Below are 26549 nucleotides of genomic sequence, written 5' to 3'. Positions count from 1 at the left end.
GGGGGAAGAGTACGCGGGCTAAGACCATTTTAGGAGTGAAACATAGGTACACAATGCAAGTATCAAGGCCACTTAAGTCAGCAGCCCAGACTGATTGATCGTAGGGGGAAGTCGACCGGATCAGTAGAAGTAATTATGGTGCAGATTCTTCTCGCGTCCACTGAGCTATAAGATCAATTCTGAATAATCAGCTTTTTTATTACTCTTGAATGATTTGATGCCTCTCAGTTTATTCACCAGGCGTCAGTTCAAAGTGTTTCTGTTGTCCAGAGTCTCTGAGCCTGAGCCACTGTTTAATCCTATCTGCTGCAGTTCTTTCACCTCATCAGGGGTGATATAAAGATCTCCTTCCTTACCTTCCAGAGCACCATGGCCATGCCAGGGAAGCAGTTTGTAGTCCGAATGGTGGGTATAATCGAGAAAGGGGTATTTAATGATCTGGAAATAGGGAGAGTAGTCAAAGTCACTGGGTGTGCAGAGTTTGGGATTGCGCTGAAACAGCTGAACACCATTTTCTCCATTCATTTTCACCAGAGGCAAAATCGGGAAGTGAATAAAACTGAATGCCTCGGCAATCATACTGGAGCAAACAGTTTTGGTTTCATCTCCGGGTGAATGTTGAAATAAAGTGGAACGCCAGCGCCTGGGCATTATGGAATAAGGGAAGAAAAAGCGGGCCAGGTCCAATATATGGCGCACGTTGTAATCAAGACCCAAACGGCTGACAGCATAGTGAATGACCTGCTGGCTGTCGGAATAGTTTAATCCATTGGGTCGACAAATTCTCAGGTGTTCACCTTCATAGCGGCTTAAAGGGTGTACGACTGTTCCAAATCCAAGCTCACTCTCAATGATAAGTTGATCATCCGGAGAGCCGTCATAAGACTCTTTAACGGTCTGTCGAATACGGTCGTCTTCTATATCATGCAGGCGGCCAACATAAAGCATGGCATGGGACCAGGGGCTCTGGGTGATCTGTTTGATGACATTGCTGACTCGAGATTTACCTTCAACGAGCACTACATCGCAGGGCTTAAGCTCATGGCGGATTCTTTCGAAATTACAGAGAGGTCGGTTGTTGTCTTCAGGCTGTTGCATGAGCCATTTGGTGAGTAAGCCAGCGAGTGATTTGAAGAGCTGCATTGTTTTTCCCTGTCGTTCTTCGACTATGCACTTCTCCATAACTTCAGTGCTTCAACTTAAATAGTAGCATTTGTCATATCCCTGATAGGGTCATGGGTGACTTCTAATCTCGATCTTGCGAACTATCCTTTCTGGATCGATCGATTGTCCGGCAGAGATAAATCAGACGGCGTCCTCATTAAGACGATATAATGTCTTTGTTGCATCCGTGTTTCATTCGAGTACTGACGTTTCGCCAGAACAATGACAACAGACTGAGGGGCCGAATTATGAGTGATCAATCCATATCACCCGGACAGCTGGCTGAGAGCATGAAGCCTCTCCTGAAACAGCAGGGGTTACCTCCTGTTCATTCATGGAATCCCGATTTTTGTGGGGATATAGACATGAAAATCTGTCGGGATGGCAGTTGGCTCTACATGGGATCACCCATAGCCAGAGAGTCCATGGTTAAACTGTTTTCTAACATTCTCAGGCATGATGAGGATGACTGTTTTTATCTGGTGACCCCGGTAGAGAAGGTGAGAATCCAGGTAGAAGATGCTCCGTTTGTGGCTGTCTCCGTTGAAAATAATGACAATGGCCTGACTTTCACTACTAACGTAGGTGATAAAGTGACTCTGGATCGAGAGCATCCTTTGTGGGTGAATATTGATTCGTCGACGGGAGAGCCTTCACCGTACATCAGAGTCAGGGCTCAGCTGGATGCTCTGGTTCATCGTAACGTCTTCTATCAACTCATTGAGATGGCAGAAGAAAAATCTACGGAGCATGATGATGTAGAGTTGTGCCTCAACAGTCACGGTCAAACTTTCACCATTGGCAGTATAAAACCTGAATACTGATCCGGGATGGGAGTCAATAAATCTGCCTGAGCATACATAAAACAGAAAAGGAGCCTGATGGCTCCTTTTCTGTGTAACCCGAGCTACATGTTCGGGTAGTTAGGGCCGCCGGTACCTTCCGGAGCTACCCAGGTAATGTTCTGAGCAGGGTCCTTGATGTCACAGGTTTTACAGTGAACACAGTTTTGACTGTTGATCTGGAAGCGTTGTTCGCCGGACGTTTCCTCTTCGACAATTTCATAGACACCAGCCGGACAGTAACGCTGAGCAGGCTCGTCGTATTTTGGCAGATTATCTTTCAGAGGAATTGATGCGTCCGCCAGTTTCAGGTGGCAGGGCTGGTCTTCTTCATGGTTGGTGTTGGACAGGAACACAGAACTCAGGCGATCAAAGCTGATGACTCCATCCGGTTTTGGGTAATCAATCTTCTTGCTATCAGCGGCTGGTTTCAGGGTTGCATAGTCGGGTGTTTTATCATGCAGGGTAAACGGCAGCTTGCCGCCAAAAATATTCTGGTCGACAAAAGCAAAGCCGGCACCCACAAAATTGCCCCACTTATGCATGGCCGGTCCAAAGTTTCTCTGCGCCTTAAGCTCTTCACCCAGCCAGGAGTTTTCAAAAGCCCGGGCGTAAGAGGTGAGATCTTCACCACCTTCGGAACCAGTGCTGATTGACTTGAAAACTTCTTCAGCCGCCAACATGCCGGACTTCATGGCCGTATGAGAGCCCTTGATTTTGGCACCGTTCATGGTGCCGGCATCACAACCGATCAGAATGCCACCGGCAAAGGTCATTTTTGGCAGCGACTGAGGTCCACCTTTAGCAAGGGCGCGGGCACCGTAAGAAACCCGTTTGCCTCCCTCTAGGAATTTCTTGATGGTTGGGCTCTGTTTATAACGCTGGAACTCTTCAAACGGACTGATGTGGGGGTTGGAGTAACTCAGGTCGGTAATGAGACCCAGAACGACCTGATTGTTTTCAATGTGGTAAAGAAAGCCACCACCGGTTGAGCCGCTTTCAGTCAGAGGCCAGCCAGCGGTGTGCACTACCAGGCCCTGAGAGTGGTTCTCTGGAGCTATATCCCACAACTCCTTGATGCCTATACCGTAATGCTGAGGGTCTTTACCTTCGTCCAGATTAAAACGGCTGATAAGTTCTTTGCCCAGTTGACCACGACAGCCCTCTGAGAAAAGGGTGTATTTGGCGTGCAGTTCCATGCCAGGCATGTAACTGTCTTTTTTCTCGCCATTGGCAGAGATGCCCATGTCACCAGTAGCAACCCCTTTAACACTGCCATCTTCGTTGAACAGAATTTCGTTGGCAGCAAAGCCTGGGAAAACTTCTACACCCATGCTTTCTGCCTGCTCGGCCAGCCAGCGGCAGAGGTTACCCAGGCTGATGATGTAATTGCCTTCGTTGTGCATGGTCTTGGGTACAAAGACCCCCGGCACTTTCAGAGCCTTTTCCTGAGAACTCAACCAGTAGATATCGTCGGATGCGACAGCGGTATTCAGTGGCGCACCTTTTTCTTTCCAGTCAGGAAACAGTTCATTCAGAGCAGTGGGTTCGAATACGGCGCCGGACAGGATGTGTGCTCCTACCTCTGATCCTTTCTCAACGACGCAGACAGAGAGTTCCTGACCCGCTTCCTGTGACAGTTGCATAAGACGACATGCTGCAGACAAACCGGATGGACCAGCGCCCACAATTACCACGTCGAATGGCATAGACTCGCGTTCCAAAATGAATCCCCTCCCTCACCGAGTTATCATATGGTGATTTTCATACACTATTTTTTATCTGATGACGCTTTAACTTTTCCGGTTAAATTTTCCGGCTGCCGTTGTCAGAAGAATCTGCCAGCATGAAAATCAAACAGTTGTTTGAATTTTTTTCTGCATTATACTGTCTCATACGCAAATAACCAGCATTCGCTGAGTCGGAGTCCGTTCGACGCAGAAGAGTGTCAGGTGGCTTTCTGCCAATGAGATGCCTCTGAGGCAGTTTGCAGAATATGCGATAATGTTCGGGTGCTCTAATAAAAGGCACTGGTCAGACAAATTGTTCATAAAACTGCTTGATAATCATCAATCTTGAACATAGGTTTGAACCCTTATTGACGTGCTGTTAGACTGCCCACACAGCAGTGATGTGAAACAATGATAACAATTGATGCTCCGCGCGATGTTTTCGGAGATTTCATGCCCTGCCTCACAACCAAGTATCCAGTCATAGTATAAATAAGGAAGGCTGCGAACCCATGAAAATTCTTGTAGCCGTTAAGAGAGTCATCGACTATAACGTCAAGGTTCGTGTAAAAGCGGACCATAGTGATGTCGATCTGACGAACGTAAAAATGGCCATCAACCCTTTCTGTGAAATTGCTGTTGAAGAAGCGGTGAGACTGAAGGAAAAGGGTGTTGCAAGTGAAATCGTTGTCGTATCTCTCGGTACCAAAGAGAGTCAGGAGCAAATACGCACCGCTCTGGCTCTGGGTGCTGATCGCGGCATTCTGGTAGAAACCGAAGAAAAGCTCGGTTCTCTGTCTGTTGCCAAACTGCTGAAAGCCATTGTTGATGAAGAAAAGCCAGATCTGGTGATTCTGGGTAAACAGTCCATCGACAGTGATAACAACCAAACCGGTCAGATGCTGGCGGCACTGTCTGGTCTTCCTCAGGGTACTTTCGCCTCTGAAGTGACTGTAGAAGATGGTAAGGCCTGTGTCACTCGTGAAGTTGACGGTGGTCTGCAGACTGTTTCCCTGTCACTGCCCGCTATCGTGACGACTGACCTGCGCTTGAATGAGCCTCGTTATGCTTCCCTCCCTAACATCATGAAGGCCAAGCGTAAACCTCTGGACGTCAAAACACCTGCAGATCTGGGTGTTGAGGTAACTTCCTCCCTGAACACACTGAAAGTTGAGCCGCCCGCCGAGCGCAGTGCCGGTATCCGTGTGGGCAGTGTTGATGAACTGATCGAAAAACTGAAAACAGAAGCGAAGGTAATCTAATGGCTATTCTCGTAGTTGCAGAACATGATAATGCAGCCTTGGGCGCAGCCACTCTGAATACTGTAGCGGCTGCCCGCCAAATAGGCGATGATGTTCATGTATTAGTCGCCGGGTCCGGATGTGGTTCTGTTGCCGAAGCAGCATCAGCCGTTGAAGGTATCAACAAGGTTATGGTTGTGGACAACGCCGCCTATGAGCATCAGCTGGCAGAAAATGTCAGTTTGCTGGTTGCTGAGCTGGGCAAAGGCTATAGCCATATTCTGAGTGCTGCCAGCACCAGCGGTAAAAACTATATGCCTCGTGTTGCTGCTCTGCTGGATGTTGATCAGATTTCTGACATTATCCGTGTAGATAATGCTGACACTTTTGCCCGTCCTATCTATGCCGGTAACGCCATCGCAACAGTACAGAGTGGTGCTCCTGTGAAGGTTATCACCGTTCGTGGTACCGGCTTTGATCCTGTCGCCGCTACAGGTGGCAGTGCAGCTGTTGAACAGTTGGATATTGCCCACGATGCAGGTATTTCTTCTTTTGTCAGTGAAGAAATGGCCAAGTCTGATCGCCCTGAGCTGGGTGGTGCCAAAATCGTAGTATCCGGTGGTCGTGGTATGGGTAATGGAGAAAACTTCGAAATCCTGTACAAACTGGCTGACAAGCTGGGTGCTGCCGTAGGAGCTTCTCGTGCTGCGGTGGACGCAGGCTTTGTTCCTAATGACATGCAGGTCGGTCAGACCGGCAAGATTGTTGCTCCCAACCTCTATGTTGCTGTAGGTATTTCCGGTGCGATCCAGCACCTGGCAGGTATGAAAGACTCTAAAGTCATTGTTGCCATCAACAAGGACGAAGAAGCGCCTATCTTCCAGGTAGCCGACTATGGTCTGGTAGCAGATCTGTTTGAAGCTGTACCAGAGCTGGAAGGCAAACTCTGATTTCAGAGTCTGATGTTGCTATCAGGCTGGTAGCATAATAAGCCTGCTGTACGGTATTATTCGTGCACAGGCTTTTTTGGTGGCATTGGAATGATTTACCATCAGGGAAGTAAGAGACGGATTAGGAAAATAACAACTATAAAGATGCAGGTTGGAGTGTTTCATGATTCGCGTACTGATTGCTGACGATCATGATCTGGTGAGAACGGGGCTATCCCGTATGCTTTCTGATGTACAGGAGCTGGTCATTGTCGGAGAGGCCAGCAGTGGGGAAGAAGCCATTGAGAAATGTCGAAGCCTGAAGCCTCAGGTTGTCTTGATGGATGTTCGTATGCCAGGCATTGGTGGTTTGGAAGCCACCCGCAGAATTAATCAGTCATTCCCGGGAATTCAGGTCATTGCTGTCACCGTCTGCAATGATGAGCTTTATCCTGCCAAGCTGATGGAAGCCGGTGCAGCCGGGTACGTGACCAAAGGCATCAGTATCGACGAGATGGTGACCACCATCAAGTCAGTGGTCGTTGGCAAGCGTTGCATTAGCCCTGATATTGCACAGCAAATGGCACTGAAATCGTTACGTCCTTCCTCCGGCTCCCCCTTTGAAAAACTTTCCAGCCGGGAAATGCAGATATGCCTGATGATCGTCAACTGTGAAAAGGTGCAAACTATTTCAGACAAACTGTGTCTGAGTAGTAAAACGGTGAACAGTTATCGCTACCGTATTTTTGAGAAGCTACAAATAAACAGTGATGTGGAGTTAACTCATCTGGCCATTCGATGTGGCCTGATTGAAGTGGGGCAGGATATTGTTTCTGTCTAATCAGCCGTATGCTCTGAACTAAAGTTTCAGTAGGTCTCTGGGTTAGTTTGTCAGTATACTGTTCGAAATTAATCGACAGTATTAACACTCCATGACAGGCTCAATGGTTCAGGGTGAAGAAAAAGAGCGCTTCGATCACAAGGCTTTTCTAAAACAGGCGCCCAGACAACCGGGTGTCTATGACATGCGGGACAATCTCGGGAATACCCTCTATATCGGTAAGGCGAAAAATCTTAAAAACCGTCTTTCCAGTTACTTTCGTCCTACTGGTCTGACCACCAAAACCATGGCACTGGTCAGCAAGATACACACTATAGAGGTTACCATTACCAACTCCGAGTTGGAGGCTCTGCTGTTGGAGCAAAACCTCATCAAGGACCGGAAGCCGCCTTACAATATCCTTCTCAGAGACGATAAGTCCTATCCCTTTATTTATCTTTCTTTAGAAGATGAATACCCTCGCATTGGCTATCAGAGAGGTCGGAGTAAAAGCAAGAAAGGCTTGTTTTTTGGCCCTTATCCCAGTGGCGGTGCCGTGCGGGAAAGTCTGAATCTACTGCAAAAGGTGTTCAAAGTCAGGCAGTGCGAGAACAGTTATTTTCGCAATAGAAGCCGTCCCTGTCTCCAGCACCAGATTCAACGCTGTAAGGCTCCGTGTGTCAATCTGGTCAGGCCGGAAGAGTATCAGCAAGATGTGCAGGATACTCGTCAGTTTCTGGAAGGAAAGAGTCAACAACTCATCCGTAAACTGATCAAGAGAATGGAGAATGAGGCTGAAGCATTGAGGTTTGAAGAGGCAGCTGAAATTCGGGATCAGATCAGCCAGCTCAGACATGTCCAGGAGCAGCAGTCGGTGAACCGCAGCACCGGCGATGCTGACATAGTCGGTTACAGCAACCAGATGGGTAAGGTCTGTTTTGCGGTACTTTTTTTCCGCAATGGTCAGCTATTGGGTCACAAGAGCTATTTTCCGAACTTCAGACTGGATCTTCAGCCGGAAGATCACCTGTCAGAATTTCTGGCCCAATTTTATATCAAGCTCGCCAACAGTCGCAATTTTCCCTCTGAGATTATCCTGCCCATTGCCATGGAGGATTGTCAGGTGCTAGAGCAGGGAATAAGTCAGTTGTCGGGTAAAAGTGTCAAAATCAAGCATCGGGTGAGGGGAGAGCGGCAGGACTGGTTGAAGCTGGCAGAAAAAAATGCACAGATGAGCCTTCAGTCTGAGCTGGCCGGGAAAACTCACCAGCGCAAGCGCACGGAACAATTGGGTAAGCTGCTGAAGCTGAAAGAACCTTTAACCCGGTTTGAATGTTTTGATATCAGTCATACCATGGGAGAAGCAACTGTTGCCTCCTGTGTTGTTTTTAATCAGGATGGGCCTGATAAAAGCCAGTATCGGCGTTTCGACATAACAGGCATTGAGCCCGGTGATGATTATGCAGCCATGAAGAAAGCCTTACATAAGCGTTATAAAGGCTTGGCTGAGCATCCAGAGAACACACCTGGTCTGATATTGATTGATGGCGGTAAGGGGCAGTTGAGGGTGGCAGAGGAAGTCATGTACGATTTGTCTCTGCAACATATTCCTTTATTGGGTGTCGCTAAAGGAGTTTCCAGAAAACCAGGTCTTGAAACACTCATCTATAAGGGCAGGGAGCTAGCTGCACTGGAACAAGATGGCGCTCTGCTACTGATTCAACATATACGAGACGAGGCACACAGGTTTGCCATTACCGGCCACCGGCAGAAGCGCAGTGTTGCCAGAAAGCGATCAACTCTGGAAGATATTCCGGGCATTGGTGCCAAACGCCGTTCTGCATTGCTCAAGTTCTTCGGAGGGCGTCATGGCGTAATGAATGCACCAGTAGATGAGTTGGCAAAAGTCGAGGGAATCAGTCAGAACCTGGCAGAGCAAATACATGCTCATTTACATGGTTCCTAGGAGGCCGAAATTGACAGGCTTCTGGATTCGGGTTTGTACTCTGTCTCCTGACTGTGTAACTTATGCGGCTGTAAATACTTTCAACGACAGTCTGTCGGGTCTCCATCTGCACCAGACCATTCGAGGTTGTATGGGGGCTCTTATACAAAGATCTCAGCACTGTTTTCACATCATGGTTAGTTATCTGTTGCTATGAATATTCCAAATACTTTGACGATGCTACGCGTTGTTCTGGTTCCTTTTCTGGTCTTGATTTTCTACCTGCCCATTGAGATGCGTTACACCCTTTGTGCAGGCATCTTTGCAGCAGCTGCTGTCACTGACTGGTTTGACGGATATCTTGCCAGGCGCTGGAATCAGACCACACCCTTCGGGGCTTTTTTTGATCCTGTAGCAGACAAAATCATGGTTGCAACAGCGTTGTGTCTGCTGGTCGACGAATTCAGGGCAGCCTGGATGACCATACCCGCTGTTATCATTATTGGTCGGGAAATCGTTATTTCTGCTCTGCGTGAATGGATGGCCGAAATAGGAAAGCGTACCAGTGTGGCGGTGAATATGATCGGAAAATTTAAAACGGCCGGGCAAATGATGGCGATTACCTTGTTACTGCTTGCACCTGCTCCCCTGGAATCCATGATTGGTTATATTGGTTTGGCACTGCTTTACATTTCTGCGATCCTCACACTCTGGTCCATGTACGTATACCTTCATGCGGCATGGCCTGATCTGACACCATTCTCTAGGGCTGAAAGCTAATTCGTTGCTCCAATCTATTGACAGCAGACGAAATATTCTTAAACTACGCAGCATCTTCGACGGAGACGAAGCCCAAACGCTTCAAGCACTGACGAATACAAATGCGGGAATAGCTCGGTAGGTAGAGCACAACCTTGCCAAGGTTGGGGTCGCCTCAGAGTTAAAGAGTGAGTCTCGTTTCCTGCTCCGGACTTTGAAGAAGTCCTAAATTATCTTCATTGCGGGAATAGCTCAGTTGGTAGAGCACAACCTTGCCAAGGTTGGGGTCGCCTCAGAGTTAAAGAGTGAGTCTCGTTTCCTGCTCCGGACTTTGAAGAAGTCCTGAATAATCTTCACTGCAGGAATAGCTCAGTTGGTAGAGCACAACCTTGCCAAGGTTGGGGTCGCCTCAGAGTTAAAGAGTGAGTCTCGTTTCCTGCTCCGGACTTTGAAGAAGTCCTAAATTATCTTCATTGCGGGAATAGCTCAGTTGGTAGAGCACAACCTTGCCAAGGTTGGGGTCGCCTCAGAGTTAAAGAGTGAGTCTCGTTTCCTGCTCCGGACTTTGAAGAAGTCCTGAATAATCTTCATTGCGGGAATAGCTCAGTTGGTAGAGCACAACCTTGCCAAGGTTGGGGTCGCCTCAGAGTTAAAGAGTGAGTCTCGTTTCCTGCTCCGGACTTTGAAGAAGTCCTAAATTATCTTCATTGCGGGAATAGCTCAGTTGGTAGAGCACAACCTTGCCAAGGTTGGGGTCGCCTCAGAGTTAAAGAGTGAGTCTCGTTTCCTGCTCCGGACTTTGAAGAAGTCCTGAATAATCTTCATTGCGGGAATAGCTCAGTTGGTAGAGCACAACCTTGCCAAGGTTGGGGTCGCGAGTTCGAGTCTCGTTTCCCGCTCCAGTTCAATTACAGATAAGTCTGCGAGCTGAGAAAGGTTGGGTTCGTCTATACATGGCAGTGGTGAAACCCGTTCCCGATCCAGTCTCTCAAGAGATAAAAGGCGAGTTAGCAAAGCGGTTATGCAGTGGACTGCAACTCCATTTAGACCGGTTCGACTCCGGTACTCGCCTCCAAATTCAAAAAAACAGGTAACTAGCCTGTTTTTTTTCGGCTTGAATAGATAAGCTATTTATTTAGCCCGGGTGGTGAAATTGGTAGACACAGCAGACTTAAAATCTGCCGATCGTTAAGATCGTGCCGGTTCGATTCCGGCTCCGGGCACCAACTCCAAAAAGTCTTCCAGAAATGGGAGGCTTTTTTTTGTGGTGCGCCGAGTATGGCGCGTAGCGCCAAACGGCGCTGTACCAGTACGCGTGGTGGCGGCTGGATGACTTGGAGGTGAAAGTCCTCTATCAGCCCGGCAAGGGGAATGATTAGCCGAACGGCAAGGGTGTCCATCGTGAGGTGGAATCTGAAGAAAGCTGAAGGCAAAACACTGACCCGACGAACAGGAATCGCATAGTAGGCGGTCGCAGTGGGTAAGAAGGCCATTATCTTCAAAGCCCAATACTTGCATGGAAACTGCGGACGTAGATGCGGCGGGTATAAGTGGGAAGGTCACGCGCATTACCTCGGGAGATCTGTTCTCCTGCCTCAGGCTACCGGCATCGTGAGGTGTTGGGATGGGAAAACAGAAGTCAGCAGACGCCATAGTAGGTTTGTTGCCGCAAACTGAAGGGCTGAACCTGTAAATGATGTGAAGTAAGCGATCTCTGCTTGTTTAGAACAGATGCTCGAAAGAGGCCTTTAAATCCGAAAAAAAACAAATAAGACATCCAGATTCATAAAGAGCTTGCCCAGCGAGCAATAATCTGGCGGATCTTCCTCTTCATCTGGACCGGAAAACCACATAGAAGATATTGTTAGTGACTTTTAGAGCAAAGCGAAAGAAATAGAGAAATTAGGATAGAGAAATTAGGACACCCAAATATGGAGGGCGGTGTTTGTCAACAAAGATGTCGCCTCAACTTATGCAGCTAAATCACAATGCTGCTGATTCTCTGATCGCTCAGGGTTAAGTCATACCTCTAGCGGTAATTTCCAGTTTCTGGTTATACGACTTCAGCAACGCTCAGGGTGTTGCTCTTTTGCTTTACGGTAAACTCTTTCACGATTCAGACCCTTTTTTTGAGCCTTCCTTGTGTGTCTGTCGTAACTTGATGCCACTGTGCTTATGCTCCATGTTGTACCAGTTTACGAACCCATACACCCACTCTCTGGCTGACTCCAGACTGGAGAAGTGATTCGGATAGCCGGGTGGGTATTTCATGATTTTGAAGTCTGATTCCGGGTTTGAGTTATCGTCACTCACACGTGGCCTGCTGAACGATGTCTGTGCACCCAGCTGCTGAAGAGTACTCAGTATGGTCGCCCCCTTCATCAGACTACCATTATCCGAGTGCAGGACCAGCGGTTGTTCCTGAAGGCTGATCTTATGATGCATGAAAGCTTTGCGGATCATCTGAGCAGACAGATCAGAGGACTCCCTCTGATGGACTTCCCAACTCTCAATCATGCGGCTATAGACGTCCAGAACCAAATAGTTTTTGTTAGGCATCCTTACATCTCTGTCAGTAACAATATTGAACTTAATAAAGAACTAAAGAACTAAAGGACGACTAAGAGGACTAAAATACATGAATCCAGTAACCACAAGCTCTAGCTTACTTGGCAAACACTCTAATATTGATCAAGAAAAAGCTCAAAGTATACAAGATACTACAGCAAGAAAAATACCTGAATTTGAAAGTGCTACACCAGAAGGAAAGCACATAGCACAAAGAGGGGTTGAGTGGCTTAATTATGGCGATCCGAAAATTTGGGATCTTGAATTTGAAAATGCAGTAACAAACGCAGTGGATAGTATTAAAAAAAATGACCTGAAATCATCAAACATTATTGAGCATTTTGAAAAAACAAGAAAACATATAGCGCTCAAAAGAAATAATGAGAAATTCAACCTATTTGGTTTGCGTAGAGATTTAAATACAGGGGGTGCTTTATTTAATAATAAATCGTGTTATACAAAAATAAACCGTAAAAGTAAGGCATATGGCTATGCACTGGAACGGGCTGTAAAGATTCCATATGACAAAAAACACTTTTTCAATTTGATCAGTGACGACGGATTATTATGGGCAAGAAAACATTTTTATGGCGGTGGTGCTACGGGTGAATTGAGATATGGCTTGGTTCATGGCCACATAGATGATACGCCAATTCCATTAACGCAGTATGTTTTTTGCCCTAGAGAATCTGGCAATAGAAGATATGAAAGCGAAAGATGGTTTGGAGTGGGCGATGATGATTATATTGGAGATAATCAAGAATCTGGTCTTTGGCTACACACTGGTAGGGAACAAATACCCATCGTGCTAGAGCATGTAAGAAATTTAATAGATAAAGCCATAAGCGGTGATCTAAGTGTTATTCCAAGAATACACTGGTGGTACGTTCACCTTGCTCCAACCTGCAGAGGCTCTGGGGGAATAGCAGAGATGTTAACAAATACATTGTGTCGGCTCCACGGTATTGACTTGCCAGCTTGGAAAAAGGGTATTGCACCATCTGTAGAAGTGCTTCTTGAGCCTAATGAAGAAAAGTTTTGCTCTAACTACCGTCTATTGTTTGAGCAAGGTGAAAAGAAACTCAAAGAAGTATTCCAGCCTGAATTAGATGCCTAATCGGGAAAGGGCAGAGTCTCACAACTCTGCTCCTCCCACAACACCGGCCATACGGATCACGTAGCTAAAAAAATGCCTCGTCAGCAAAATCTGTGGGGCATTTCTGGGTATTCCGGAGCCATTCCGGTAGTATCCGGCCACTGATTCCGGTAAATCCAGCCACCCCTTTTCTGACCAGTGGCGCAGTCCTATTTTTCACCGCTACCCTCAAACTTGAGACCTCTTCAAGGACGAGCGGATAGCATCATGAAGAGACTGCCCATGCGCAAGATTCGTGAAGTACTCAGACTCAAATTCGAGCACCTCCTCAGCGAGCGGAAAATCGCTAACAGCTGTAATATTTCCCGAGCAACCGTAAGTGACTATCTGGGACGCTTTGCCGTGTCGGGGTTGACTTGGCCACTACCAACGTTCCTAGCATAAAGGGCGTCATACCACCGAGCCAGGGCATATGCCTGAAAAACACCGAAAGTATGCCGAATGGACGCCTGAGCGACTGCAAAACAGGGGGCAAGGACAGGTCCGGAAACAGAAGCAGTCATCCGTCGCATCCTCTCAACCCGTCGACATCCAGAGCAAAGTGACCGCAGTTGCCTCGGCATCATGAAGTTAGGTTTAGGCTATGGTCATGACCGGTTGGAAAACGCCCGCCGTCGTGCACTGTATGCAGATACCTGCTCCTACCGAAGCATTGAGTCCATCCTGAAAAACAATCTGGATCAACAGTCGTTGTCAGAGCTGGAGCCTGATGAAGTGCTGCCGGATGACCATGAGAACCTGCGCGGCTCAGACTACTACCAATAACAGTTAACAAAGGGATAAGAATCATGTTACTCAATCCTACCCTGGAAAAGCTTCAGACTCTCAAGCTAACAGGCATGTTGGAAACTGGGCTCCCCTTCAGGCTCATTTCATATTGGAAGAGACTAAACTGGCAAGATCCAAATATAAGTCCTAAGCTCCATTCCGATGCGTCGCTGCGCTCCGATGAGGGAGGTGGCCGGATGCTACCGGATTGAGTGGCCGAATGCTCTGGAATAGCCAGGATTGACAGGTTTGGCCGAAACGCCACTGATAAAGGCTGCTTTCCATTGCTGTATTTGTTCAGCAAAAAGGCCTTTCTTACGACAGTATTCGGCCATTTCTGCTTTATTTAACGCCGCCGTTTCAATGATCACGGCTAATTGGTTTTCCGGTGTCCACTGATCTGGATTTTTTCCGTTGCCTGGCACAGGTATTCCTTGAGATAAAGCTTTCTTTCGCCAAGTGTACAGAGTCACATCGGGGATACCAGTATCACGTACCAGCTGAGAAACTGGCACATTATTGGGGGGCATCATCATCTGAATGATGGACTCTTTGAACTCTTCTGAATAGCGAGCCATTGATCACTCAGTGCCCGCCCCCTGTTTAGGTTTCTAAATTCAGGAGAGGCGACAACTATGCTGGCACAGGGGGGATTTGGATATTCAGGTATGCTCAAATTTATATGTTAAGTGAGGTTTTTCAGTGGAAAAAAGTTTGTTGCAGACATTGTTAATTTCTATTTTGATTACCACTGGAACGGTTAAAGGAGCTACTCTCCCAAATGCTCCGCCTGGGCCATTATCTATAGTTCTCGGTGACGGTTTCATTATTGTTGAGGCCGATATGATTTTATCGATCCATGGTTTTACTCCATTTTTTGATTCCCAAAAAGGCTCGGTACTCCTTATTTCTGACATTAACAAGAAAAATATCATCAGACTTCGGGCAGATGCTCACCAGTCCCTGGTTGTGACTGATATTTCAGATAATCAGATACCTATTGATTTGCAGGCTCTGGCAAAAAAGAAGAAGGTTTTTTTTGCGCCTGTTGATGCTTCAACTGATATTAAAAAAACAGGGCAGCATTTTTCAGGTATTACTATAACGGCAAAAGAATGGCCGACTGGTTTAAATCAAAAGGGCAGTCAGCAAGAATACTATTCAGGCAGCCTGACTCCGGGTCAGGCTATTTTTTCTCTTTCAGGTCTTGGCGATCAGGGAAAGACACTCTTACCGACAAATTATGGACTACCGGGAATAAACGACAACAAAGCGTTACGCTCTGACTTTCTGGATTATCCGTTAACGCCAGCTTTTCTGGAAGTGACGGCCTATATCAATTATAACAACTACCCAGATACTGGAGATATCAATGACACTATGATTCTGCTGAGGTTTTTGGCGGAGAAATCGCCCACAGCAACCACTTTTTATTCTTTGTTGCACGCAATGTTTCCTGACAACCTTGCTGGGAAAGATGAGTTTATGAAAAGATTCTGCAAGAAAGATCAATCGCTAAAGCTGAAAAAACTTTATAACTATTTGGTAGCCAAAAAGCAAAGAGAAATAGGCAATGCGCCCCAAACCACTGAAGGTGCAACCGGGGGAGCTTCGGCGGTGTTGACAGAGTCTGAAAACGCAGTAACAGCACTGGGTTATATGATTGCCAATCAAATTAGAAGTGGGCATCAAAGAAACAGAAATGACGAGATCAATGCTGTCCTGGAACGTTTCCTTGCACCGGTAGCCGTTCTGCCTGTTCAAAAACCATCTGCCTCCCAACGGGGTGTACCTGTCTGGAGGGGCGGTGCAAATACCGTTTCTGTTGATGATGGTTCTGCAGGAGGTACTTTAATGCTTACTCGCCAGGGTGCAGAAACGATACCAAGGGGTGAGCTACGGGGACTCCAGTGTGCTGTGCAGCGTGCCACCGGGGTAGATATGGAACTGTCAGATGAAGGTGAAGATGAGGCTGCAGCTGAGCCACTGTATGACCAGGCCACTTCTGGCGATGAACCTCTGCCCCTGCAATGCTGTCGTTCCGGAAATATTGAGGCGCTGTCTGACTGGCTTGACCGGGAATCCGAGCTGGCCGGTCAAAGCTTCTACTCAGCGTTTTATGGTGGCTATGTCACGCTGCTGCATATCGCTGTCCAGGCCGGCAATGAGGCGTGTGTACAGATGCTTATTGACCATCACTCTGATGTCAATGCCGTCTCGTCTTCAGGCGCGACGCCCCTGCATTTTGCTGCCGAATTTGGCCAGGAGCAGTGTGTCAGGACATTGGTCTGCAATGGTGCCAATATCAATATCCGGGACAGTATGGGCAGGTCGCCCCTGCACAGCGCTGCCCTGCATGGTCAGGTGAAGTGCGTGGAACGTTTTCTTGAATTCAAGGCGATTGGCAATGAAATTGACCATTTTGAAACCACTCCCCTGCATCTCGCAGCTATGATGGGGCACGATGCGTGTGTGGCAGCCCTGCTCTTCATCGGGCCCAGACAGAAACGGGAGAGGAGTTGGGTGAGGCATGAAGAGAACATAGATGCCACCCGTGATCACCACCATACGGCACTGCACCTTGCCGTTCTGAATGGTCATGGCAAGTGTGCTCAAATCCTGCTGGATCACGGAGCCGATATCAATGCCCTGCTGGACAAGGGCAAGACGCTCTTGCATGTTCTCACCCGAAGTGGCCCCATTAATTCCCTGCAAGTACTGCTTGACAGAGGGTTAGCTGTCGATGCCAAAGACGACAATGGCTGGACAGCCCTGCACGTTGCCGCCTTTACTGGCCGTATGGACTTTCTGGAACTGTTGCTCAAGCACAATGCCAGCCTGCTGGATGCCACGGACAACGGCGGCTCTACGCCCCTACATATGGCAGCCCTGGCTGGCAACGCCCGGTGCGTGGAGTGGCTGCTGCACCGACAGGCAAACGTCAATTGCAGAAACAACAGAAACTTGTCGCCACTGAGCAGCGCTGCCCATCAAGGGTATCCGGAGTGTGTAAAGCTTTTACTCGCTCATGGTGCCGGGTTTATTGAAGCCACCACAGAGCCTGGCTGGTCACCCCTGCACAGTGCCACAGATCAGGGACATGTTGAATGTGTGGAACTTTTGCTTGGCGCCGGGCATGAGGTCAATGCGGCCACCTCTGACGGTATGACTGCTCTTCACAGAGCCACCTTAACTCCCCAGCGAAACTCCGTGGATATCCTGCTCAAATACGGTGCCAACATCCAGGCCCTTACAGAGGGCAATAATACCCCCCTCCATAATACCCTAATGTTCGACAGCGTGGAGTATCTGCTGGCCTTGATCAGGCAAGGGGCTGATATCAATGCCAGGACCCTTTATGGCTTGACGCCCCTGCATATTGCTGCCCGGGAAGGGAGTGTAAAGTGTCTGAAAGTCTTGCTTGAACACCAGGCGCTGATCGTTAGCTCCCAACGAGGAGGGGGATGGACGCCCATGCATTTTGCCAGCAAAAATGATCACAGTGAATGTCTTCGGTTACTGATGATGGACAAAAGGGTGAACATCAATCCCGTGGATGAGGCAGGCTTTACCCCCCTGCACATCGCTGCTCAGTTTGGCAGGGTTCGTTGTATGGCTGTGTTGTTGAATGCTAAAGACCATGTGCATATTAATTTAAGGAGTAACAGGCATTGGAGCCCTCTGCATTTGGCCGCACAATTTGGCCAGTTGGAGTGTGTTCAACTCCTTTTGGCTTATAAAGCGGATATTAATATCAGGAATGTACAGGGCCTGACTCCCCTGCACCTGGCCGTCATGAACGGTCACGTGCAGTGTGTGCAAGTCCTGATCGATAACAATGCCAATATCAGTGCCACGGATAGCGGTGGATTTTCGCCCGGGTTCTACGCTGCCCGACATGGTCATTCTGCCTGCCTGGAACTGTTGATTGATAAGCAGACAAAGTCCGGTATTTCCGTCAATGAGTTAAAGGGAGGGGAATCGCTCTTGCATCACGCGGCCCAGTGTAGCCGAATCGACTGTGCTCAAGTCCTTATTAACAGCGGGGCAGATGTTAATATCGCTTCACCTGAAGGCTTGACCCCGCTGCACAAGGCCATGAAGCGGGACATGGCAAAGACTGCACAATTCCTGATCCATAACGGGGCAAATATCGATGCTACCAGCAGCATGGGCCGGACGGTGCTGCATCATGCTGTCATGTTAAATGCCATTCGGTCTCTGTCTGTCCTGATCGACAGCGGCGCTGATATCCATGCCAGGGATTGCCATGGCCAGACACCTCTGGACCTGGCCAGGAGGAAAAAACGTGAGCAGCTGATATTGATGCTTGAGAAGGCAGAAGTAAACCTGGGCAACACTCCCGACACAGCAGGGCCATGATCCTTCGTTCTTTTTGCCATGGATTTTCGCTTTGCTATCCAGGCTGGCGGTCACCACATAGCGGCCATCGACACTGAAGGTAGCTGAGTACTTATAGCTCGATGTTTGCGCAGAGCATATTTGTATGGAGAGGACCGTTTTTGTGATATAGTTACTGTAATAATTATTACGGTAACTTTTGATGATATTCTATAATCGAGAAGATGAGCTTGAACAGCTCCGTGAGTGGAGTGAACTAGCCTCTAAAGGAACGGCCCACCTGACAACTGTAGTAGGAAGGCGCCGGGTCGGTAAAACAGCGCTGTTAAATAAAACCTTTCCTCAGCGCAATACTTCTGCAGCCTCTATCTATCTGTTCGTATCCAGAAAGCAGGAGTCATTGCTGTGCGAGGAGTTTGTCGAGCAAATCAGAACGGTCTTAAATATTCCCATATTTGGTCAGCCTGCACGTCTTCGGGAAGTCATGGAAATCCTGTTGCAGTTCAGCATCACAACGCCGGTTACCGTCATACTGGATGAATTTCAGGATATCCAGCGGGTTAATCGGGCGTTTTTTTCCGAACTTCAGGATTTATGGGATCGATACAGACAACAGAGTCGTATGCACCTGGTCTGCTGTGGCTCTTTATACAGCCTTATGACCCGGTTGTTTCAGGATGGACGAGAGCCCTTGTTTGGTCGTGCCGATCATCGCATCAACCTTCAGCCGTTGCGTTGTCGCTATATCGCCCAGATGCTGAATGACCGGCAGGAGTTTACGCCTGAAAAACTTCTGCAGTGGTACATGCTCAGTGGCGGTGTTCCTAAATATCTGGAGTGGCTGTTTAACATTGATCCTGCAACCGACCTTTGGTCGCAGCTGATTAACGCACACAGTCTGGTCATTGAGGAAGGGCATTATCGTCTGGCTGAAGAGTTCGGACCTGAACATGGTACCTATTTTTCCATACTGGCTGCTATTGCTTCCGGGAGTACGAGCCGACCTGAAATAGAATCTTTGCTGGGTATTTCCGTGGGGCCACAGCTTGATCGCCTGGAAAATGAATTTGATATCATCAGCCGAAACCGACCAGTGTTGTCTAAACCGGGAACCCGGTTGGTTAAATATCGTATTGCCGATGCTTTCCTGGCCTTTTGGTTTCGCTTTATTTATAAGCACCGTAGCGCAGTGGAGATTGGCAACTTTCCGTTTATCCATAAAGTCATTGAGCGTGATTACCCGACCTGGAGTGGTCACTGGCTGAAACAAATCGTCAGGGAAGTGATTGCGGAAACTGGCGAGTACAATATCGTCGGCAGTTACTGGGAGAGAGGGAACCAGAATGAAATTGATCTTGTCGCGGTCAATGAACTGGATAAAAAAGTCCTGATTGCTGAAATCAAGCGTAACCCGAAAAATATCCGAAAAACGCATTTACAGGAAAAAGCCATCAAGTTGGTGCAGCAACTGAAGGGGTATGAAATTGAGTACAGGGGCTTTTCTCTGGACGATCTGGCAGATTGGTTTTGACAGGATTGCTCTGCCATGACGGTTCTGTCCGACGGGTCAACAGGCGACGCTACGCGCATGAAAAGGATTTTTCCTTATCAAGTCCCGTGAAATTCGCGCAGGGCGTGATTGAAAAATCATGGCTAATATTACTGCCCAGACGGACTCCGAACACAGGCACCCTGAAAGTACCCGGAAAACAGGTGAAGCTGGCAACGTTCAAATTTTTTGATCACAACAGGATTACCACTAATTCTGTAAGTAACTGGAATATCCAGGATTAATTTTCCGGCTCCGGGCACCAACTCCAAAAAGTCTTCCAGAAATGGGAGGCTTTTTTTGTACCTGTTACTCACGTTTTCTCACTATTAGATTTTGCTCCTTGTAGATTTCTTTGTCATATTTTTGCTGATCTACCCGATTTCACTTCGGGGGAATCACTGCTTCAGCAACTGACTTCTTGACCTCGAGGAGGAATGCATTTGAGTCATATCCCTTGTCAGCAAGAACGGAGTCCGCTGAAAATCACTCTATCAGAGCATTTGCCTGTCCGTATTCTGATGCTTGTCCAGCCGTGAGAATGAAGCGAAGAGGATTACCAAGCGCATCCGTCGCAACGTGGATCCTGGTTGTTAAACCGTAAACGCCAAACAAACCCACGTACTTCAGAATCAAACTCCAGCCTGAAATGATAAGCCTCCCAAGAAAACGGAGGCCGGTATGGCAAAAAACTCACCCGAGCACAATGAATGGCAAGAACGCATCCAGGCCTGGCAGGCGTCGGGACTGTCCCAGAATGCCTGGTGCAAGCAGCACGACATCCGGGTATCCAAATTTGGATACTGGAAACGAAAGCTGGAAAAAACCTCTAGCAGCCTGCCGTCCTCGCTACGGGCGCTATTCTCGGTCTAAGGCTCCTAGATCACTTTCAGGTGTCTTTCCGGTCAGGTGTCTGATGTTTTTATCTGTTCGGTCGGCCTCCTGGAGGGAGTCTGTTCGCTTACTTCTGTTCAACTCTACGTTTCGAACTGATATTTTTTTCCAGGTCTAAACGTAGGATTTTATGCCTTGAAGCTTGCTCAGGTTTTCAGTCCAGACCGAGCGCTACAAGCTATACTGCATCGTCGCTTCTATCGTATCTCTCAGGTCTTCTAAAGCCTGCTGTGTGTATGAATATCATGAAAACAATTGCCTTGGTACATACCTGCTTCAGTATTTTTTACTGCCTGAAGGTTTTTCCGAGTCTAACTGCTACGGCAGCGCTACCCGCTGTAAATAAGCAGGCGGCGTAAGTGTTAATTCATCAGAGGTTATTTATTATGAGACTGCACAACTACAAAACATTTTTCTATTGTTTGTTATTGCTAATTTTATCTGCTCAAAGCTTTGCCGAAGAAAATACGCAGGGCAACGCTTTCGAAAATCTTGTTTACTTTCAACCCCGGATTTACATTGCAGAAAAGGCTCAACCTTGTATTGGGGTGCGGGTTTCAAAAAAGCATATTTTTACCTCGCCATCCTGCGCCAAGCAAATACTCGCGCTATTCATGCAAGCCGTTGACATAAATGTACTGAGTCCCGGTAGCGTGAAGCTTGGCCATATTCAAACTTCACATAATCGGTCGGCTACAGCAGGTCTCCTGTCTATAGATCTTTATGCTGATAACTTGCCCTATCAACCGCCTGTATTGAGTACCGTTAATGTTACAAATGGAATTGAGCTAACGGCTTATTACATGCAACAAGGCGATGAAGAGATGAATGTTACAAAGCATTATTTTATCTTTGATAGCCAGCAAAATTCCGGAGTGCAAACAATGATCAAGCTGCCATCGGATATCAGTATCCCTGATGGGGCTCCGGTTAGACTAAGAAACCAGCTGTTCTGCGTAGTGGTAAGCGATACTTGCATCAGGTCATCCTACTTATTAAACGCTTCTGCAAAAGACTATGACCCCGGATGTCCAAGGGCTAACGATACTTATTATTTTCATTGCCGAGAAAGGGGGATGTACAATTGTAGTGAAGTTATATCACCAGAAGGTGTTGCAGGTCTTGATGTAAATGGGTCATGCGTTAACCCCAAGTCAAAAGAGCAGTGTACATTCAACTCTTCGTACGCTTTTAATTCTGATGAAATGGATTATGAGAGGAAGGGTGATTTTATTACATGCAAATCTTGTTCAGCCCAGTATACGTGGTCTAATTCGTCGTTGACCGGCAGCAAATCTGTGATTTGCAGACCCAAAGGCTGTATGCCTGGTTGTAAAGGTAAACCTGATCCAAAGCATTCTGGCAAAAAACCTGCTGACTCCATCGGAGAAGGAGTAGCTGGAGAAGTTGCAGCGTTTGTTTTAATTGGTGTGATTGCTTCTGTGGGCTACCTGATTTACAAACTCTACCACAGGGCAAATTATCAGAGTTTGTAGTTCGGCGGCAGGTGCCCAGCTGATGACCCTGCCATGTTATTAAAGGCGGTTCTGTTCGCCTATTCCACAGCATAACTTCCAGTCCCCGGATTGCCAGGGCTTGTCAGGAAAACGTGATATTCATGGCGCTGTTTGCTGACGAGCGTTGCTGTAACCGGCTCTCATCTTCATTCGCGTAAGACCTTCAACGAGCTTGGGGGGCTTACGCGAATTAAGGATGAAGATGCCAAGAATCTGTTGCTCGAAGTTCACAGAACCAACCAGGGGCTACCAATGAGAATAATAGGGCAGGGTGATTGTTTTCTTCTTTTTAGCCGAGGTGAGCCTGACGCCGCTGCGGTGGTTGCTATCAACAAGTGTGAACATGGCCAGGAGTATTGGGTAAATACGGAGGAGCACAAATTCTTCTGGCATCAAACTTACTTTGATGTCATCGAACCTGCTGACACATTCATAGTAAACAGCCAATGGCGTAGGCTATACATACCGGGGCGCAGGGCTAAAATGTGGATGCTGCGGTGATGATCTGACACGATAAGAACTTTTGGCTGGCGCATTGCTGAAGTGCGTTGTTAAAGGTACAACCAGACGAAAAAAAACGCCAATCTTGCGATTGACGTTTCCAGAGAAGCTTCGAAATGGCGTCAGCCTGTTGTTGGCCTTCCTTGCATGCATCTTGCAAGCAAGTCCTTTGCTCCCCCTTTGTCCATTGGTTGTAGTTTCTCAAACCTGTCCGGTTTTCATCATCTGTGGTTATACCTGAATTTCTACGGCCAACCTGGTTCGATCCGGCTAATTTATGCTGAAAGTGGTCAGGTGCCTTCACCAGTTGCATTAAAAAGAGTATGAAAGTACCTGGGACAGGTCTGTTGAATGCTTGCTTCTGTCATATCTCTGCGTGATTTACCTGCGGTGTGGGGAATTGCCTGCTCATCAGCAGCTTTGCTTGCTACTTTTTTGACACCCTCCTGAGCACTTGAGTTCTGGAAGATAGCAAAGAAGTCCATCCAGAATCGTGCCGTCACGGAGCTTTTTCAGGAATGATCTGCCCGCCCTTTTCTATTCACCCCTTAACTCTGTGACATAAGACAGAATTTTACTGCGCAACCAGCAGTTGGTTTTGCTATTCCGGACCCGGCTATGGGCTAGCAATTTGTAGTTAATGGGCAAAGAACGAAACGGTATTTTCATGATCTGTAAACCAAATTGTTGAGAAAACATCTTTGCCAGACTGCTGCTCATAGTGCCAATACTTTCACTACTGGCTACCAGAGCCATTAACGCAAGCAGGGAGTCGCACTCAGCCATAACCTTCCTTGGTTGCAGGGGCTCTTGCGTAAAAGAGTCTGCCAAAAATGTATTTTCACGCCTTAGTTTCAACGTTATATGTTTTTCCTGATAAAACTGCTCAGCTGTAACGCTTCCCTGGATTCTGGGGTGGGATTGGCTGGCAATCAGGCAGATCTGGTCAGTAAACAAAGGCTGGGAAAAATAAGATAAGGTGGAGACATGAGCAAAATCTATTGCTAAATCCGCTTGCCGTAAATTGAGCTTATCAAGTAACTCTTCCTCAGTGGTCGGTGTTGGGAAAAGCACTATTTCCCGGTTTTCCAATGTTGAGTCAGCTTCAATCTTGGGGAGCAGTATCAGCATTACGGGCTCTGGGGTATACACGATGAACCGGCGCTTTCCATGATGGCTGAGTCCCTGCATATCAATGAGAGTATTGTTTATAGTTTCCAGGGCGGGCTCAATCTGGCGGGCTATTTCGTGGGCAAAATCCGTTGGCGCAATGCCTCGGCCATCACGAACAAACAGGGTATCTCCCAATTGGTTTTGCATTCTCTTTAATGCGCCACTGACGCCGGGCTGGGTTAGCTCCATAACCTCAGCCGCCACTGTGATTGATTGATAGCGATAGACCGCCAGAAAAACTCGCAGGAGATTAAGGTCGAACTTTGATGCTTTCATCAATATATAACCAGCAGTGATGATTAAACTAAAAAATCGTAAATTTATCATTATGAATTTAGCCATTAAAGTGATCGAGTCTTCAGTTCAACTGTGAATAAGGACCACTATGAAACCGACACAGACTCTATCAGCTATTACCCTTGCTATTCTTGCGTCGTTTAATGCAAGTGCTGAATATACCAGCCTTGAGGACTATCAGGGCAAACCTGCCACTGCCCATACTGAACAGGCAAACCAGAATCTGGCAAAAAACCTGCCATGGAAAGATGTATCCGCTTTTGAACGTACCCGCAAAGGGCTGATCGCAGAATTTGGCAATCATGCTGCGGGAGAGCTGAAAAATCGTTTTCAGTACATGACGGATATGTCGATTGACGAAATACCTGCCACGGTGAATCCGTCTATCTGGCGTCAGGGTATGCTGAATTATACGGCGGGTGGCTTGTATCAGGTGACGGATGGTGTCTATCAGATTCGCGGGGCTGATCTATCCAATATGACCATTTATCGATCCAAAAACGGCTATGTCATTCATGATCCGTTGTTGTCCCGGGAAGCGGCTGCAGCTGCTTGGGATTTTGCCAAAACACACCTGCCTGAAATCAATGGTGAGCATAAAATTACCGGGATGATTTACTCCCATATGCATGCTGATCACTTTGGTGGTTCCAGGGGTGTCTATGAGTCCGGCAACTTCGCCGAAGGCGCGCAAATCTACGCGCCAAAAGATTTCATCAAAGAGCTGGCTGACGAAAACGTCATCGCCGGTACTGCTATGGGCCGCCGGGCAAACTATCAGTATGGAACAACGTTAACCAATAGTACCAAAGGCATCGTTGACAATGCTCTGGGGTTGGGTACGTCAAGGGGCGAGGTCACTCTTGTGGCGCCTACGACAGAAATTACGTCACGTGAAAAAGTGATTAATATTGATGGCCTGGAGTTTCATGCCATAAATATGCCGGGCGCTGAAGCACCTGCGGAAATGGTGCTCTATGTTCCGCAATACCGCTCACTCAATACCGCTGAGCTCACTTATGACGGCATGCATAACATCTACACTTTCCGGGGAGCAAAAGTTCGTGATGCTCTGGTCTGGACCAAGTATCTGACTGAACTGAAAATGCGTTTTGTGGATTCCGGAATGGTTGACAGTATTCACGCTGCACACTCGGCACCAGTCTGGAATGATCCCGCCACTGAAAACAACGAAATTGCCGAGTATATGACCCTGCAGCGGGATAACTATGGCTTTATTCACAATCAGGCCATGCGCCTGGCCAACCATGGCACCACTATTAACGACGTAGGTCGTGAAATTGAGAAGCTGGTGCCAGAGGTTCAAAAGCAGACCTGGCACACCAATGGCTACCACGGTTCATACAGTCACAACGCTCGCGCGGTGGTCAATTTATATCTTGGTTATCACGATATGAACCCGGTAAACACCAACCCGCTTGAAACCAGAGACAAGTCCTGTGTTTATGTGGATGCAGCGGGTGCAGAGGCACTTTATAGCGCAGGAGTTTCACACTTCAATAACGGGCAATATCAAGAAGCATCCCAGCTGTTCAACGATCTGGTGCAATGTCACCCGGATAATCTGGATTATCGCTATGCACTGGCTGACAGCTTTGAGCAACAGGGTTATCAGTCAGAAACCATGGCGTGGCGCAACTCCTACCTGCAAGGTGCAGTGGAGTTGAGAACCGGAGAGATCAAACCATCCATTAAGCTGGCCTCTGCCGATGTTATTGCTAATACGCCAACAGGCATGTTTCTTGACTTTCTGGCGGTTCGCCTCAATGCCGAAAAAGCGGAGCAGGCGGGTTTAGACTTTAGTTTTGGCCTTTATCACCCGGACTTGGAGCAGCGCTTTTTTGGTGAAGTTTCAAACGCCAATATGAGTAATATAGAAGTGGAAACACTGCCGGAGACTGATGTTGAACTGGTCATTCAAAAAACTGACCTGACAAAAATGGCGCTGGGTCAAACTTCCCTGACAACCCTCCTGAAGTCAGGTGATGCTGAGATCAAAGGCAACGCAGAGCTGATAGAAAAGCTGTCAGCAACTCTGGATGACTTTGACGGAATGTTTGAGATCATTCCAATGCCTGCCAGCTAATGACTTTCTTTGAATGATTTTTTGGTTGGGATGAACGACAGTAGTCATCTCAACCTTTTTTTCTATTTACAAACTTTATCCGAATCTTTTAGTGAAAAAAATTCCTCCACACGCATTTGCAGACGCCATTGACTATGACATGTGACTGTCGTGGCAGAAGAGCTGCAGGGTATGTCTGATCCTCTGGCGGTCCAGACACAGGTTGGTGCTGGCATCGCAGAGTCCGA

19 protein-coding genes, 9 tRNA genes and 1 pseudogene are annotated in these 26549 nt (G+C 47.6%); 24 read left to right on the top strand and 5 right to left on the bottom strand.

What is annotated here, in order from left to right; all coding sequences use genetic code 11:
* Positions 1–243: 243 nt before the first annotated feature.
* Positions 244–1143, bottom strand: coding sequence for a hypothetical protein (locus tag ACOJUN_RS21260; protein WP_422133873.1), 900 nt, complete (start codon positions 1141–1143; stop codon positions 244–246).
* Positions 1144–1412: 269 nt separating this feature from the next.
* Here ACOJUN_RS21260 and ACOJUN_RS21255 point away from each other — a divergent pair, with 269 nt between their 5' ends.
* A complete protein-coding gene (locus tag ACOJUN_RS21255; RefSeq protein ID WP_422133872.1) occupies positions 1413–1988 on the top strand; it encodes a DUF1285 domain-containing protein in 576 nt (191 codons plus the stop codon).
* A gap of 83 nt (positions 1989–2071) precedes the next feature.
* Here ACOJUN_RS21255 and ACOJUN_RS21250 read toward each other — a convergent pair whose 3' ends face one another.
* Positions 2072–3715 (bottom strand): electron transfer flavoprotein-ubiquinone oxidoreductase, encoded by a 1644-nt coding sequence (locus ACOJUN_RS21250; protein WP_422133871.1) that lies wholly within the window; start codon positions 3713–3715, stop codon positions 2072–2074.
* Between the two features lie 533 nt (positions 3716–4248).
* Between ACOJUN_RS21250 and ACOJUN_RS21245 the strand changes: the two genes are divergently transcribed.
* The 14 genes from ACOJUN_RS21245 (at position 4249) to ACOJUN_RS21180 (ending at position 10656) form a co-directional block, all read left to right on the top strand.
* The gene (locus ACOJUN_RS21245; protein WP_422133870.1) at positions 4249–4998 is read left to right on the top strand and encodes an electron transfer flavoprotein subunit beta/FixA family protein; all 750 of its coding nucleotides are present in this window, start codon (positions 4249–4251) and stop codon (positions 4996–4998) included.
* Positions 4998–5927, top strand: a complete 930-nt coding sequence (locus ACOJUN_RS21240) for an electron transfer flavoprotein subunit alpha/FixB family protein (RefSeq protein WP_422133869.1) — start codon at positions 4998–5000, stop codon at positions 5925–5927. The genes ACOJUN_RS21245 and ACOJUN_RS21240 overlap by 1 nt, the downstream gene beginning before the upstream one ends.
* A gap of 163 nt (positions 5928–6090) precedes the next feature.
* Positions 6091–6747: a UvrY/SirA/GacA family response regulator transcription factor gene (uvrY, locus tag ACOJUN_RS21235; protein WP_422133868.1), complete on the top strand. Its 657-nt coding sequence runs from the start codon at positions 6091–6093 to the stop codon at positions 6745–6747.
* 91 nt (positions 6748–6838) lie between these two features.
* Positions 6839–8692, top strand: a complete 1854-nt coding sequence (gene uvrC, locus ACOJUN_RS21230; protein ID WP_422133867.1) for an excinuclease ABC subunit UvrC — start codon at positions 6839–6841, stop codon at positions 8690–8692.
* Between the two features lie 192 nt (positions 8693–8884).
* The gene (gene pgsA, locus ACOJUN_RS21225; RefSeq protein WP_422133866.1) at positions 8885–9451 is read left to right on the top strand and encodes a CDP-diacylglycerol--glycerol-3-phosphate 3-phosphatidyltransferase; all 567 of its coding nucleotides are present in this window, start codon (positions 8885–8887) and stop codon (positions 9449–9451) included.
* Between the two features lie 103 nt (positions 9452–9554).
* Positions 9555–9637 (top strand) — tRNA-Gly (locus ACOJUN_RS21220).
* A gap of 34 nt (positions 9638–9671) precedes the next feature.
* Positions 9672–9754: transfer RNA gene (locus ACOJUN_RS21215), tRNA-Gly, on the top strand.
* Between the two features lie 34 nt (positions 9755–9788).
* Positions 9789–9871, top strand: a tRNA-Gly gene (locus ACOJUN_RS21210).
* Positions 9872–9905: 34 nt separating this feature from the next.
* A tRNA-Gly gene (locus ACOJUN_RS21205) sits at positions 9906–9988 on the top strand.
* Positions 9989–10022: 34 nt separating this feature from the next.
* Positions 10023–10105 (top strand) — tRNA-Gly (locus tag ACOJUN_RS21200).
* A gap of 34 nt (positions 10106–10139) precedes the next feature.
* A tRNA-Gly gene (locus ACOJUN_RS21195) sits at positions 10140–10222 on the top strand.
* Positions 10223–10256: 34 nt separating this feature from the next.
* Positions 10257–10332 (top strand) — tRNA-Gly (locus ACOJUN_RS21190).
* 99 nt (positions 10333–10431) lie between these two features.
* Positions 10432–10505, top strand: a tRNA-Cys gene (locus ACOJUN_RS21185).
* Between the two features lie 63 nt (positions 10506–10568).
* A tRNA-Leu gene (locus ACOJUN_RS21180) sits at positions 10569–10656 on the top strand.
* 883 nt (positions 10657–11539) lie between these two features.
* Here the strand turns inward: ACOJUN_RS21180 and ACOJUN_RS21175 are convergent.
* Positions 11540–11989 (bottom strand): transposase, encoded by a 450-nt coding sequence (locus ACOJUN_RS21175; protein ID WP_422133865.1) that lies wholly within the window; start codon positions 11987–11989, stop codon positions 11540–11542.
* 79 nt (positions 11990–12068) lie between these two features.
* Here ACOJUN_RS21175 and ACOJUN_RS21170 point away from each other — a divergent pair, with 79 nt between their 5' ends.
* From ACOJUN_RS21170 to ACOJUN_RS21160, 3 genes and pseudogenes are all read left to right on the top strand, one after another.
* Positions 12069–13115, top strand: coding sequence for a hypothetical protein (locus ACOJUN_RS21170; RefSeq protein ID WP_422133864.1), 1047 nt, complete (start codon positions 12069–12071; stop codon positions 13113–13115).
* A 246-nt stretch (positions 13116–13361) separates the two neighbouring features.
* Positions 13362–13517 (top strand): annotated as a pseudogene (locus ACOJUN_RS21165) (IS21 family transposase); the annotation flags it as partial.
* 201 nt (positions 13518–13718) lie between these two features.
* On the top strand, positions 13719–13919 hold the full coding sequence (locus ACOJUN_RS21160; RefSeq protein WP_422133863.1) for a hypothetical protein: 201 nt from the start codon (positions 13719–13721) through the stop codon (positions 13917–13919).
* A 203-nt stretch (positions 13920–14122) separates the two neighbouring features.
* On the opposite strand, the gene ACOJUN_RS21155 is transcribed toward ACOJUN_RS21160, so the two are convergent.
* Positions 14123–14500 carry a transposase gene (locus ACOJUN_RS21155; protein WP_422133862.1) on the bottom strand — a complete coding sequence of 126 codons (378 nt, stop codon included), beginning with the start codon at positions 14498–14500 and terminating at the stop codon, positions 14123–14125.
* Between the two features lie 265 nt (positions 14501–14765).
* On the opposite strand from ACOJUN_RS21155, the gene ACOJUN_RS21150 reads away from it, so the two are divergent.
* From ACOJUN_RS21150 to ACOJUN_RS21130, 5 genes are all read left to right on the top strand, one after another.
* On the top strand, positions 14766–18305 hold the full coding sequence (locus ACOJUN_RS21150; protein ID WP_422133861.1) for an ankyrin repeat domain-containing protein: 3540 nt from the start codon (positions 14766–14768) through the stop codon (positions 18303–18305).
* Between the two features lie 181 nt (positions 18306–18486).
* Complete coding sequence (locus tag ACOJUN_RS21145; protein WP_422133860.1) at positions 18487–19815, top strand: ATP-binding protein; 1329 nt, start codon at positions 18487–18489, stop codon at positions 19813–19815.
* 699 nt (positions 19816–20514) lie between these two features.
* A complete protein-coding gene (tnpA, locus tag ACOJUN_RS21140; protein WP_422133859.1) occupies positions 20515–20706 on the top strand; it encodes an IS66 family insertion sequence element accessory protein TnpA in 192 nt (63 codons plus the stop codon).
* A gap of 407 nt (positions 20707–21113) precedes the next feature.
* A complete protein-coding gene (locus tag ACOJUN_RS21135; protein WP_422133858.1) occupies positions 21114–22223 on the top strand; it encodes a hypothetical protein in 1110 nt (369 codons plus the stop codon).
* Positions 22224–22355: 132 nt separating this feature from the next.
* Entirely contained in the window at positions 22356–22745 is a 390-nt protein-coding gene (locus ACOJUN_RS21130) for a hypothetical protein (protein WP_422133857.1), read from the top strand.
* Positions 22746–23282: 537 nt separating this feature from the next.
* Here the strand turns inward: ACOJUN_RS21130 and ACOJUN_RS21125 are convergent.
* Positions 23283–24194, bottom strand: a complete 912-nt coding sequence (locus ACOJUN_RS21125; protein ID WP_422133856.1) for a LysR family transcriptional regulator — start codon at positions 24192–24194, stop codon at positions 23283–23285.
* A 109-nt stretch (positions 24195–24303) separates the two neighbouring features.
* On the opposite strand from ACOJUN_RS21125, the gene ACOJUN_RS21120 reads away from it, so the two are divergent.
* Positions 24304–26322 (top strand): alkyl/aryl-sulfatase, encoded by a 2019-nt coding sequence (locus ACOJUN_RS21120; RefSeq protein WP_422133855.1) that lies wholly within the window; start codon positions 24304–24306, stop codon positions 26320–26322.
* The last annotated feature ends 227 nt before the right edge of the window (positions 26323–26549 follow it).

The sequence above is a fragment of the Endozoicomonas sp. ALD040 genome, assembly GCF_049275945.1.
In the GTDB taxonomy this organism is placed as follows: domain Bacteria; phylum Pseudomonadota; class Gammaproteobacteria; order Pseudomonadales; family Endozoicomonadaceae; genus Endozoicomonas_A.
Note: the sequence above shows the minus strand (reverse complement) of the source record. Positions and strands in the feature narration are given on the sequence as shown.